We start from the raw sequence: 12,502 nt of genomic DNA, 5'->3' as shown, positions 1-12,502 counted from the left end.
GAATCTAGATCCTGGCATATCCAGTGACAGAATTGTGTGAGCAGGATTTTTAAACGAATGTGCTTGTACCAGGCAATCTATTGTTAAAGGAATAGACATCATCACAATTAAGTTTCTCGCTAACGAAACTGAGCACTGAGGCAGGGATCTCATAATTAATAGAAAGAATCCTGAGTATCTTCTCCAAATCAGATTGAGACTGAGGAAGTTTAATAGCCATTTCTATATCATCATCACAGGACACTATTAACTGAGGGCCCAGTGCCTGATACAAAGAGCACCTTAACGTTTTCTTTAAAGCGAGATTATTATTTATTGGTAAAACAAGAGAAGCTTTCGATGTATTTATATACCAAAATATAATTTCATCACTACTACATCCGAAGAATGCAGGATGAGAAAGGCATATAGTTGACTCGTTGTGCTTAATTTGCCAAGTGAGTATAAATTCTTTTCTTTGAGATTTGGGAGCAAAAAAGCCAAATATATCACTGTCATCTTCTTCTGATACATAATTATAATTTTCTTCGCAAGAATAGAGATTATCGTCTTTAATTCGGGTCTTATTCTCTTCATACCTTACTAATATTTCATAAGCCGTTTGTAATGCTTGAAAATCAGTTATTGCTTGCTCGTTATTTTGATTTTTATCAGGGTGGTATTTTAGAGCCAGCTTCTTATATTCTCTTTTAACATCGGTAAGTGTGGCAGAAGAATTTAATCCCAAAAGCTGCAAATAAGGTTGAAGCGATGATATATAAGGCATGTGATTTAGTAACCGACTATTTTGTTATTCAGGATAATTTTAAAAAAAAGCGTGTCTACTCAACGCTGTTAGCCCTCCAATCAAATATATCAGGACCAGATTGAGAGCCTTGGAAAATTATTCTTCCCCTTCCAATGCCTGTTGCCGGCATTTATTTTTCCATTCCAGATCGACGGTGCCTTCTTCCAAAGGTTCGAGTTCTGCATTGACCGCTACGCGATTATCAAATACAAAACAACTGCCTTCCCATAAGGAATTTTCCTGGATAGTTTCAAGATAATTAAGGATGCCGCCTTCCAAATGATAAACCTGTTCAAAGCCCAGCTTCTTAAGATAAGCGGTTGATTTCTCACAACGGATACCGCCAGTACAAAACATGGCTATTTTTTTGTGTTTGTCCTGTATCAGATTATTCTGTACGTATTCAGGAAAATCTCTGAAGTTTAAGGTCTTTGGATTAATTGCGCCTTTAAAACTGCCAAGACTGACTTCATAGTCGTTTCGCGTATCAATAGTAAGTACCTCTGGATCCTGAATCAGCTGATTCCATTCCTCAGGTTTTACATAAACACCCGCTTGAGTGGCCGCATCGATATCGTCAATTCCGAAGGATACAATTTCCTTGCGCAGTTTAACTTTGGACTTGTCAAAGGGATTAGTCTCGTCATAGCTTTTTTTAAAGTGAAGATCAGCAAAGCCGGAATAGCTTCTTAAGTGTTCAATGAATGCTTCTACCTCATTCTCCAATCCTGCGAACGTACCATTAATGCCCTCGTGGGCGAGAATGATTGTGCCCTTAATGCCATGTTCCACCATTTTATCCAACAAAGGTTCTCTTAAGGTTTCATGGTTGGGTATAGAAACAAATTTGTAAAATGCTGCGACTAAGTATGACTTCATGACTGCTAACCTAAATGTACAATAACGCGTTAATGATGAGATTGTATCAAATTTAATCTTATCTGTGCTAATGAGGGGCTAATTATTATAAAAAACTCCTGACATGAAAAGGGGTTAATCAGTAGTTTCCCCTGTTTCCTAACTGGAAATCATTGGCAGATGGCGTTATCATTTTGGAAGTTAAGTATAAAAGGAATCAGCATGCCTTATGTGTTGTGGATATTATTATTCACGGTTTGCCCAATGAGCTGGGCTCTCGAGGATTTTGATCGTCAGCAGGTTGAGGAGCGGATCAAGCCGATAGGCAGTGTGGATATTGAGGAGGATGCAGGTAGTGCCTCCACTCAGAAAACGGCACCTGCGGCAGAGAAAGCCGTTGCTAAAAAGCCAGGCCAGGATACTTTTGAACAATTTTGTTCAGTATGTCATCAGGCGGGTGTTGCCGGGGCTCCCAAACTGCATGACGCCGCTGATTGGAAACCGCGTTTAGGCAAGGGAATCGACGGCTTGACGGCCTCTGCTATCAAAGGGCTTAATGCAATGCCGCCTAAGGGCACATGCCAGTCCTGCACAGAGCAGGATTTGAAAGAAGCCATTCAATACATGTTGCCGCCATCATGAACCTTATAAATCCTAAACGGCTGCAATATGTATTGGTATTAGTCAGTATGCTGGTTTTTGGCGCTTCTCTGTACTTTCAATATGTGAAAGAGATGGAGCCTTGCCCGCTTTGTATTATGCAGCGGATTTGTGTGCTCATCATAGTTTGCGTCGGTATCGCTATGTTGTTTGTCAAGGCAATTTTGCAGCTGCAAAAAATGCAATTGCTGCAGATTGTATTTGCCGGCGCCGGGCTTTTTTTCGCAGGTCGGCAATTATGGCTTCAGTCTTTGCCTGCAGATCAGGTTCCAGCCTGTTTACCCGGGCTTGATGTGATGGTGAAATATTTCCCCCTGAAAGATGTCATGCACGCTCTGTTCTGGGGATCGGGTGATTGTGCTGAAGTAAACTGGCAATGGCTGGGTCTATCAATGCCTGCCTGGTCTGCTTTATATTTTTTATTCATTATTATCGGATCAATGATTATTTATTATCTGAATGAAAAGTCATTATAAAATCAGGCTTGCATAAATTCCCAACGATTGACGTATAATGTCCGCAAATTGGAATTTAAATTGAAATAGTGTTTATTCCATTGAAATGCGCTATTGGGAATTGATATAACAGGTTAGATAGTTTTCATGTCAACATTTAATTGTGAAGTAATTGCCAGATATTCCCGCAACAATGCGCGTATTGTTCGCGTGTGCACTCCTCATGGGGAGTTTATAAGCCCGGTATTCATGCCCGTAGGCACTCGCGCAGGCGTTAATAACATGATGCCTTTAGAGCTGAAAGAAGCAGGCAGCCAGATTATTTTAGGCGGTAACACCTATCATATGCTTTGTGCTCCGGGTATGGAAGTTATTGAACAGGCCGGCGGCATGCATCCCTTTATGGGTTGGGATGGCCCGATGCTGACCGACAGCGGCGGCTTTCAGGTTTTTAGCCTGTCCAAAAACAAGGAAATCTGTCGTATTGATGAAGAGGGTGCTCATTTTCAATTGCCGGGGGATTTCCGTCTGATTCATATGACACCGGAAATGTCCCTGGAAACCCAGAAAATAATTGGCGCGGATATCATAATGGCATTTGACCAATGCACACCTGATGCATCCAGCTTTGAAGAAGTACGCCTTATTATGGAAAGGACACATCGCTGGCTTTTGCAGTCCATTGATTATCACCAGCAATATCCTGCTTCGCGCTACGGTGCCAGACAGGCGCTTTTCGGGATCATTCAAGGCGGTATTTTCCAGGAGCTGCGCTCTGAAAGTGCAAGGTTTGTAGCCGGTATGGATTTGGACGGTATCGCTATTGGTGGTGAAACCGTGGGTTTCGATATGAAGAAAACAGTCGAGATTATCCAGTGGGTGAGAGAATATCTCCCTGAACATAAACCCCGCTATACAATGGGGGTTGGCATGTCGCCCCAGGATTTGCTCGATGTAGTAGCGGAAGGAATCGATATGTTCGATTGCGTAGCCCCCACCCGTAATGCAAGACATGGAGCCTTATACTCTGGTAAAATTGTTAAAGATGGCCATTGGCTGCGTTTTGCTAGTGAGTATGATAATCATCGGCTGCAAATCAAAAAATCCTGCTTTGCCAATGATCTGGCTCCGATCATGGAAGATTGCCTTTGCTATACCTGCAAAACGCATTCACGAGCTTATCTGCATCATTTGTTTAAACAGAAATCCAATGTCTTCACCGCACTGGCCAGCATTCATAATGTGCATGTCATGCACGAGGTTTGCACGCAAATGCGAAATCTGATTCTTAACGAAACTCGCAATTAAAACTATTTCAACAGGAGATTTCATGATCATTATCAACACATCAAAGGGTGATATTCACTTGCAGTTACACGCAGATACAACCCCCGAGACGGTGGAAAATTTCAAAAATTATGTAAGCAGCGGTTTTTACAGCGATACCATTTTTCACCGCGTTATCCCTGGCTTTATGATTCAGGGAGGTGGATTAACCGCTGATATGCAACAAAAGAAGACCAACAGTCCGGTCAAGAATGAGGCGAAAACAGCAAAGCTTAACAAGCGCGGCACCATCGCTATGGCAAGAACAATGGATCCCCATTCCGCTACAGCACAGTTCTTCATTAATGTGGTCGATAATGGATTTCTTGATTTTAAAGCAGAAAATGCCCAGGGTTTTGGTTACTGCGTTTTTGGTGAAGTGGTAGAAGGTATGGAAGTAGTTGACGAAATTGCCAAGGTGAAAACAGGCAATAAAATGGGTCACTCAGACGTGCCGGTGGAAGACGTGATTATTCTCGGTATGCGTGAAGAAGAATAATAGGAGATGAGAGGTCAAGCCTAATGACGCTGCCTTAAGGCTTCACCCCCTGCTTCTACGTCCCTCGGACAAGCTGTACACAAGCCGAGGGACTTAGGTAAATATCTTAAGTAGGTGCCATTAGGCTGCCAAGCCCGGCCTCTTAGTTCCCTTTTCTCCTGGTTCCCATTATTTCAAACTTTGGCATTTCGATGTGATAAAAAATAGCGAGTAAACGGGCAGTGAATATGCTCATAAAAGTGGCTACGATATTGATATTGACGGGCACCTGAAAATGCTCCAGAGCAATAAAAAGCAAACCGCCAGCCAGTGCAATCATGGCATAGAGTTCCTTTCTTAATACCAGTGGAATATCATTGCATAAAATATCCCGCAGCATCCCTCCGCTGACACCTGTTAACATACCGCCAATGACCGCGACCAAGGGTGGGAAACCGCTGGCTAAAATTTTCTGTGTTCCAATAATCACAAAAGTGGATAATCCCAGAGCGTCGAGGATTAAAAATATTTTCATAATTTTGAGCAAGGAATTCGCGATAAAAATTGTCATAACCGCGCATGCTGCAGTAAAAAGAAGGTATTCAGGATGGGTAACCCAGGTAAGTGGATAGGTGTCAAAGAGGACGTCTCTGACCGTGCCGCCGCCTAAGGCGGTGATACAGGCGATAACAATCACACCAAAAAAATCCATTTTCTTGCGGCCTGCTGAGAGAGCGCCAGTAATGGCTTCAATTCCAATACCGATAATGAATAATCCATCAAGCAACATATTTTTCTTAATGCTTAAAAAAAGGGCATGATAGCATTATTTGTGAAGAGTAAGAAATTCATCTACGATATAAGAAAAAATAATAAAATTTAATTATAGGCTCGACAAGTGAAGCAATCCTTAGGTAATCTGGAGCAGGTATGGTAAACGATGAACAGCAGGAACCCGAATTGTTTTTAAATCTAATGGATAGCGACGCACAGCTCAATATTGTCAATCTCGATAGCAAATTAGAGAGCATGGCTGTGGAAGTTCAGCAAAAACTTGCTGTTATAGCGGAAGGTGATGCGCTGGTGCTTCCTCTCCAAACACTTCTGAGCGAAATTGATAAGGCTCGGGAGAGTATCAGGGGATTGGTATCGATGGTGTTGGAGGAAGGCGTGACAAAGGAAAGCTTCCAGCAGCAGAATAAAGAGCAGTTAGAACAATTCAACGATGTCATTCTCCAGGCAGTGAACAATATTGATGCCGTTAAGCAGCGATTTGATGAGATGCAATAGCAGGTATTGCTCCCTGGATTTTAAATGATTATTGTAGTTAAGGTTGGTACACAAAGCATTCTGACAAACGATGGAACGCCCAACGAGCCTGTCATTCTGCATCTGGTTGAGCAAATTGTTCCCCTGCAGGAGCAGGGGAATCATGTCATTCTGGTCAGCTCCGGAGCCGTTGGTGCGGGGCGAAAAATAAGTAAAGATTATCTGGCCCGCCAATATGGGCATTCCATCGCTGAAAAACAGGTGCTGGCATCGATTGGTCAGCCTGAACTGATGAAAACCTACTCTTCTCTTTTTGGCAAGTACCAATTACTCACGGCGCAGCTGTTGTTAACCAAACAGGATTTTCATACCCGTCAGCATTATTTAAATATTGCCCGACTAATCAGAGAATTATTAAATCATCGCAATATTATTCCCATTATTAATGAAAATGACAGCGTGGCGATTCAGGAATTAATGTTTACCGATAATGATGAATTAGCCGGATTAATTGCCGCACAGGTTAACGCTGACAAATTGATTATTCTGAGTAATATTGCAGGTGTTTTTAGTCATCATCCGGACAGTCCGGAGGCGCGTCTTATTTCTGAAATTAAAAACGACAATGATTGGCCAAGCGTTTCCAGGCTCAAAAGCACGATGGGGAGAGGGGGAATGGCTGGTAAGTTGTCCACTGCACGTAAAATGTCAAAACTGGGTATCACCACGCACATCGCCTGTATGGATGAGCCCAATATTCTTTTAAAAATTCTGGCAGGCGAAACTATCGGCACCAGGATTTTACCGCGAAAAAATGCGTCCAACATAAAACGATGGATGGCTTACAATGCGGAAAAGCCGCATGGGGCGATATCTATTAATAAAGGCTTATTTGAGATTTTTAAAGACAATCGCCGAGTGATTAGCCTGCTGCCTGTAGGGATTGAAAGTTGTATCGGCGAATTCAGGAAAGGGGATTTAGTCGAAATTTTATTCGAGCATATGAAAGTCGGCATTGGCATTGCCCGCTATGACGCGAGTAAATTGAAAGAATTTCTGGGCCAAAAGGATAAACCCGAATTTATTCATTATGACCATTTACATATTTTTTAGTAATCTGTCATTGATAGTCTAAATGTCGATAAAGCCGCGGCAAGTAGGGAGGGGATTTAAAATGCAGCAGGATATTATTTCTGAATTAAAAAAACTGCGACAGGCTAGCCGAAAACTTTCGGCTTTAAGCGAAGCTAAAATCGACGCGATTCTGCATTCATTGGCCAACACTTTACGACAATTGATTCCAGAGGTTTTATCTGAAAACCAAAAGGATCTGCTGCAAATGTCCTCCTCGGACCCACGTTATGATCGATTACTACTGACTGAAGAACGGCTCCATTCGCTGGCTGATGATGTCATCGCTGTAGCCAATTTTCCAAGCCCCTTGCATCAGATTCTTGAGGAGAAACAACGGCCGAATGGGTTAAAAATTCAAAAAGTCTCGGTTCCTCTGGGAGTGGTGGCGATCATTTATGAGGCCAGGCCCAATGTCACTATTGATGTATTTGGCTTGTGTTTCAAGTCTGGAAATGCCTGTGTTTTGAAAGGAGGGAAGGAGGCAGAGCATAGCAACCGCATGCTGGTTTCAATTATCAAGAGAGCTCTGCGTGAAAATGATGTGGACGAAGATGTTGTGTATTTGTTCCCCAATGAGCGGGAAGTATTGCCGGCTTTGCTCAATGCCAATGACTATATCGATGTATGTATCCCGCGTGGTAGTCAGAGCCTGATTGATTTCGTAAGAGAGCATGCGCGCATCCCGGTTATTGAAACTGGTGCCGGGATTGTTCACACCTATTTTGATAAAAGTGGTGATTTGGAAAAGGCAGTTCCGGTTATTTATAATGCCAAAACCCGGCGCGTCAGCGTCTGCAATGCGCTGGATACACTTATCATTCATGCTGAGCGGCTTTTCGAACTTCCGCAAATTGTTGCAGCGATGGCAAAAAAGGATGTAGAAATTTTCGCTGATTCGCCAAGCTTTGAAAGTCTACACCAATTTTACCCAGAACACTTGCTTCACAGGGCCGAAGATAAGGATTACGGACAGGAGTTTTTAGATTATAAAATGTCGATTAAAACAGTGGATTCTCCATTAAAGGCCATCGAACATATTAATCGTTACAGTTCAGGTCATAGCGAAGCGATCATTGCCGAAGACTCCGACGTAATAGATCATTTTCTGCAGACGGTGGATGCTGCAGCACTTTACGTCAATACGTCTACCGCTTTTACTGATGGCGGGCAATTTGGTCTGGGTGCGGAAATCGGCATCAGTACGCAAAAGTTGCATGCCCGAGGGCCCATGGGCCTAAATGCCCTGACCAGCTACAAATGGCTGGTCTGGGGAAATGGTCAAATAAGAGCTTAACGGGTGTTAAAAATCGTGATGTGTTTCCTGATCAATAATGGAGAGGGCTTTCACGGTTTCCAATCCGAAGCTCATTGCAAAATCAATGCTTTGTTTAATTTTCTGTTTATCATCAGAAAATGAGGTTTTATCCCCTACAATAGCAAGTATACAGCCGCAAAAAATGGGAATGGGATTGGTTTCTGTACTAATTAATTTAGCACTCATTAATGAACTTAAGGTAAATAGCTGCGCACACTCCATCTCGGTTGCCAGAATACCTGCCAAATGCATGGTTTTCATATACTGATCATTCTCTTCCATGAATGAATAGTGAAACTCACGCGCATACAGCGAGCTTTTAGAATGGACAATACCGAAATGAACAGGGAATTGATGAGCCAGAAGTCTTGCGGCACGGTGGGCGGCAATCAGGCATTCCATGGAAGCAATCGCCGGATATTCTCTATAAATATAATCCCAGGACGCCTTATCGTCACGAACCGCTGCAGTGGCCACAACAATATCGCCCACATGAATAGTATCCGGTTGCAGTGAGCCCGCAGTACCGATACGAAGCAGCCGCCGAGCGCCGAGCATAATGAGTTCATTAATAATAATGTCGGCGCTAGGTCCTCCCATTCCTGTGGAAATGGCTGCGACATCAATCGCTTTGCCCTGGTTTAGTAATTTTCCCATGTAAAAATTATGCTGTCGGGGATGTTTTCTGACAATCACCTCTTCAAATTGCTCGCTGAGCTCTCGTGCCCGTTCATCAGAGCCGGTCAGAAAAATGTATCGGCCAATACCGTTATTACCTGAAAAATCTTCATGGCTTGCATTAATATGCTGCGTTTCAATGAGTGGCATATCCTTACTTTGTCCTTAGAAATCGGTGAATTAATTTCATCCTAGCTTTAGTCTGACTCACTGGCAAGTAAACTGCTGAACCGTATCGATTTTTGCTCAAAATAAGTCTATAACTTAGTAATAAAGAGATTGGAGAGGCAGACATGCGCCTGTTAAAACCTTCCGCTGAGCAAGCGAAATCCGGACTGAAAGTGCTCAGAGCGATAATGCTGGCCGATCCTGAAATTAAGGAGTTAACGGAGCTTCAAATCAGAACCCTCGAAGCTGCTCAAAAATTCATTACCGATACCCATTTTCCTTTAGAGGAACTCAGCGAGCCGGTTGAACCCGAAGAGCTGGCGCAGCAATTTATTGATCCTGCGTTAAGGAAGCAATTTGCTGAGGCAATGGTGGTTGTCTCTACAGTCAATGGAACCCCTAAAGCGGAGCAAGTCGATCTGGTACGAGCTTATACAAAAGCGCTTCAGGTCGATAGCAGTTTAGTGGATGCACTGCAAAAGCTCGCTAATCAGCATCGAGTTCTTTATGCCTTTGATGTGGTTCGTCATATGTATATTGGTGAAACAATCTCCAAGGCCTGGGAAAAAGAAAAGTTCAAAGGGATTTATAAAATTGTAGGCGGAATGAAGGGTTTTTATCAGGATGCCGAACTCGCTAAAAAATACCATGAATTAAAAGAATTTCCTGATGGTACGCTGGGAAAGGAGTTCTGGCGATTTTATGATGAGCATCAGTTTATATTTCCGGGAGAAAAATACGGCACTCCGGTGATGATGACTTATCATGACATGGCGCATGTTGTAGGCGGTTACGACACGACACCTGCCGGTGAGCTTAAAGTGGCCTCTTTCACAGCCGGATTTAGAAATGTGGGCAGACCCTGGATTTTATTATTTATTATCAGCCAGTTCCATTTAGGCGTTAAAACCGTTCCCATTGATGTTCCGCGCATGACCGGTAATTTTAATCCGGAGGAGCAATTCCTTGCTTTAAAAAGAGGAAGTCTGATGAACATCGATTTGTTTGATAACTGGGATTACTGGGAAGTAATGGACCAGCCTCTCGAGCAAATTCGCAAGACTTTTAATGTCTTGCCGCAAGAAAAAGTGTTGGAAATTGTACAAAGCGAAAACTAAATGGCGTCTTTGCTCTGAAAACTCATGTATTCAATTTGTTTGCTGGCTTCTTAGCTGTTATCATTTCATAACCCTGAAAAAGAGATTGCTCTTAACGCCTGTTATTTCTGCACAGGGGGAATGCTATTTTTTTGCGGCATGCCTCGTTACGGGACGGGACTTGCTATTAAGTTATATTAAACTGTCATCCCCGCGCAGGCGGGGATCCAGCTCTGAGCTAGCTATAATGCCAGTTGACGAATGGATTCCCGCCTCCGCGGGAATGACAAATTCCTTAACCTTATGGCACCGATGGCAGGTCCCCGGTTATCCGGAAACAGGAGCGCTGCATTTTCTTTAAGGTTTGACGACATGCCGCCAAGGCAGTTCAACAATGATAGTATTTATGAAAACAGTTTTACAAATTTTAATAACTTTAATGGTTTTTACTTCCTCTGGTTACACGCAGCGTCAAATAGCGATTACCATCGATGACTTGCCTTTTGTAGGCGAGTATAAAAATTTTCACCTGGACCGGATTATCAAGCTTGTTAAGGATAATGAGATTCCAGTCACAGGCTTCGTAATTGCTGGGAATGTGCGGCAGGACAACTGGCCGATGCTTCATAAATTCCGAGATGCGGGATTTGGGGTGGGTAACCACACCATGTCTCACATTAATTTAAATAAGGTGAAGACTGAAAGGTATATCCAGGAGATCGAGGAGGCCGACAAGATACTGGCGCCGGTGCTCACAGAGCCTAAATACTTCCGCTACCCCTATCTGGCGATGGGGAAACAGAAAAAAAAGGAAAAGGTATTGAAATACCTCGCATCGAAGCATTATAAAATTGCTCCGATTACCATTGACAGCAAAGACTTCATATTTAACCAGCGGCTTTTGTCGGTGCCGCAGGATGACCGAAGAGCCTATTTGGAAGAAGTGAAATATGATTATCTGGAGTTCATCTGGAAGCAGACTTTGATTGCCGAAGAAAATAATCGTTATAACCATAAAACGGATCAGGCACAGATTCTATTAATTCATGCCAATATCTTGAATGCTTATGTGCTGCCCGACATTATTAACCTGTATCGTGAACATGGTTATACCTTCGTCACCCTGGATGAAGCCTTGCAAACATTTAACTTTGCACAACCGCAGCAAAAACTGGTAAAGAAAGATAAAACCACGATTGAAAAGTTAATCGACGAATATTTTGAATGGGATTAGATTGATAAGGAGTCAATTTTCATGGACCAGAAAACAATTAAATGGGGAATTTTGGGTACAAGTTCTATTTCTCAGCATATGGCAGCGGCTATTGCTGAATCAAGGAATGGGCAGGTTCTCGCGGTAGCCGGGAGAGACGCGGAGAAGTCTAAAGCCTTTGCCAATGAATTTTCCATTTCCAAACCGTACAATCATTACGCTGATTTACTGACTGATCCGGAAATTGATGCGGTCTACATAGGCTTGCCGAATCATTTGCATAAAGAGTGGGCAGTCAAAAGCCTGGAGGCTGGTAAGCATGTATTGTGTGAAAAACCCCTGGCCCTCAATGAAGAAGAAACGCTCGATATAATGGCCACTGCGCAAATAAAAGGTCTGGTTTGCATGGAGGCAATTATGTATCGTTGTCATCCGCTGATACAGGAAATTAAATCCATTTTGCAGCAGAACCTGATTGGCCACGTTCAACTATTCCAGGCAGTTTACACAGCCAAAATAGCTCATCTGGCTAACCCTGTAGCAGGTGGAGCTATTTTTAATCTGGGTTGTTATCCATTGTCCCTGATCCGCTATTTATCAACGGCTAATGTAGTCAATTTGAAAACAATTGGAATAAGGAACGCGAACCATTCCCATAATGATACTCGCTCATCAGCTATTCTAAGTTTTGACGATCAATCCCTCGCTGCCATCACTGTTTCTGATGATCTGGATATGAGCTGGCAATTTGCTATCTGGGGTACCAAGGGACGACTGGAGATGCTTAGCAATCCCTGGTTCCCGAACAATGGGGAGCAGGTTTTCCGCGTTTATCGTTCTAATGAGGATAAGCCGCAGGAAATAAAGCTGACAAGTCCATTGTCTGCATATACCTATCAGATTAATACGATGAATACATTAATTATTGAGCCTTCTGCCAAATTACTGGAACGAGTAACGCTTCAGGAAAGTCTGGAGAATGTCAGATTATTGGATGAGTGGCGAACCCAGGCACTTAGTCTGGCGAAAGAGGAATTGGATTTTTGCTCCTGAGCTTGCGCCGC

14 protein-coding genes are annotated in these 12,502 nt (G+C 43.0%); 10 read left to right on the top strand and 4 right to left on the bottom strand.

Annotation, left to right across the window (positions count from 1 at the left end):
• Positions 1-49: 49 nt before the first annotated feature.
• The gene (locus tag LXA66_RS06315; protein WP_233012436.1) at positions 50-766 is read right to left on the bottom strand and encodes a J domain-containing protein; all 717 of its coding nucleotides are present in this window, start codon (positions 764-766) and stop codon (positions 50-52) included.
• A gap of 117 nt (positions 767-883) precedes the next feature.
• A complete protein-coding gene (locus LXA66_RS06310) occupies positions 884-1,666 on the bottom strand; it encodes a rhodanese-related sulfurtransferase (RefSeq protein ID WP_233012435.1) in 783 nt (260 codons plus the stop codon).
• Positions 1,667-1,867: 201 nt separating this feature from the next.
• On the opposite strand from LXA66_RS06310, the gene LXA66_RS06305 reads away from it, so the two are divergent.
• From LXA66_RS06305 to LXA66_RS06290, 4 genes are all read left to right on the top strand, one after another.
• Positions 1,868-2,287, top strand: coding sequence for a cytochrome c5 family protein (locus LXA66_RS06305; RefSeq protein WP_233012434.1), 420 nt, complete (start codon positions 1,868-1,870; stop codon positions 2,285-2,287).
• On the top strand, positions 2,284-2,781 hold the full coding sequence (locus LXA66_RS06300) for a disulfide bond formation protein B (RefSeq protein ID WP_233012433.1): 498 nt from the start codon (positions 2,284-2,286) through the stop codon (positions 2,779-2,781). Before LXA66_RS06305 ends, LXA66_RS06300 begins: the two co-directional genes overlap by 4 nt.
• A gap of 126 nt (positions 2,782-2,907) precedes the next feature.
• Positions 2,908-4,068 carry a tRNA guanosine(34) transglycosylase Tgt gene (tgt, locus tag LXA66_RS06295; RefSeq protein ID WP_233012432.1) on the top strand — a complete coding sequence of 387 codons (1,161 nt, stop codon included), beginning with the start codon at positions 2,908-2,910 and terminating at the stop codon, positions 4,066-4,068.
• A 22-nt stretch (positions 4,069-4,090) separates the two neighbouring features.
• A complete protein-coding gene (locus LXA66_RS06290; RefSeq protein ID WP_233012431.1) occupies positions 4,091-4,585 on the top strand; it encodes a peptidylprolyl isomerase in 495 nt (164 codons plus the stop codon).
• Between the two features lie 142 nt (positions 4,586-4,727).
• On the opposite strand, the gene LXA66_RS06285 is transcribed toward LXA66_RS06290, so the two are convergent.
• Complete coding sequence (locus LXA66_RS06285) at positions 4,728-5,354, bottom strand: trimeric intracellular cation channel family protein (RefSeq protein ID WP_233012430.1); 627 nt, start codon at positions 5,352-5,354, stop codon at positions 4,728-4,730.
• Positions 5,355-5,494: 140 nt separating this feature from the next.
• Here LXA66_RS06285 and LXA66_RS06280 point away from each other — a divergent pair, with 140 nt between their 5' ends.
• From LXA66_RS06280 to LXA66_RS06270, 3 genes are all read left to right on the top strand, one after another.
• On the top strand, positions 5,495-5,854 hold the full coding sequence (locus LXA66_RS06280; protein ID WP_112220528.1) for a hypothetical protein: 360 nt from the start codon (positions 5,495-5,497) through the stop codon (positions 5,852-5,854).
• A 24-nt stretch (positions 5,855-5,878) separates the two neighbouring features.
• Positions 5,879-6,946 (top strand): glutamate 5-kinase, encoded by a 1,068-nt coding sequence (proB, locus tag LXA66_RS06275; protein ID WP_233012429.1) that lies wholly within the window; start codon positions 5,879-5,881, stop codon positions 6,944-6,946.
• A gap of 61 nt (positions 6,947-7,007) precedes the next feature.
• Entirely contained in the window at positions 7,008-8,261 is a 1,254-nt protein-coding gene (locus tag LXA66_RS06270) for a glutamate-5-semialdehyde dehydrogenase (protein ID WP_233012428.1), read from the top strand.
• Positions 8,262-8,267: 6 nt separating this feature from the next.
• On the opposite strand, the gene LXA66_RS06265 is transcribed toward LXA66_RS06270, so the two are convergent.
• Positions 8,268-9,110, bottom strand: a complete 843-nt coding sequence (locus tag LXA66_RS06265) for a nucleoside phosphorylase (RefSeq protein ID WP_112220525.1) — start codon at positions 9,108-9,110, stop codon at positions 8,268-8,270.
• A gap of 143 nt (positions 9,111-9,253) precedes the next feature.
• Here LXA66_RS06265 and LXA66_RS06260 point away from each other — a divergent pair, with 143 nt between their 5' ends.
• The 3 genes from LXA66_RS06260 (at position 9,254) to LXA66_RS06250 (ending at position 12,491) form a co-directional block, all read left to right on the top strand.
• Positions 9,254-10,246, top strand: coding sequence for a ubiquinone biosynthesis protein COQ4 (locus LXA66_RS06260; protein WP_233012427.1), 993 nt, complete (start codon positions 9,254-9,256; stop codon positions 10,244-10,246).
• A 385-nt stretch (positions 10,247-10,631) separates the two neighbouring features.
• On the top strand, positions 10,632-11,459 hold the full coding sequence (locus tag LXA66_RS06255; RefSeq protein ID WP_233012426.1) for a polysaccharide deacetylase family protein: 828 nt from the start codon (positions 10,632-10,634) through the stop codon (positions 11,457-11,459).
• A gap of 21 nt (positions 11,460-11,480) precedes the next feature.
• A complete protein-coding gene (locus LXA66_RS06250) occupies positions 11,481-12,491 on the top strand; it encodes a Gfo/Idh/MocA family protein (RefSeq protein ID WP_233012425.1) in 1,011 nt (336 codons plus the stop codon).
• Positions 12,492-12,502: the final 11 nt, after the last annotated feature.

Source organism: Legionella sp. 16cNR16C, from assembly GCF_021297775.1.
Taxonomy (GTDB): domain Bacteria; phylum Pseudomonadota; class Gammaproteobacteria; order Legionellales; family Legionellaceae; genus Legionella_C; species Legionella_C quinlivanii_A.
This window is presented reverse-complemented; position numbering and strand designations above follow the sequence as displayed.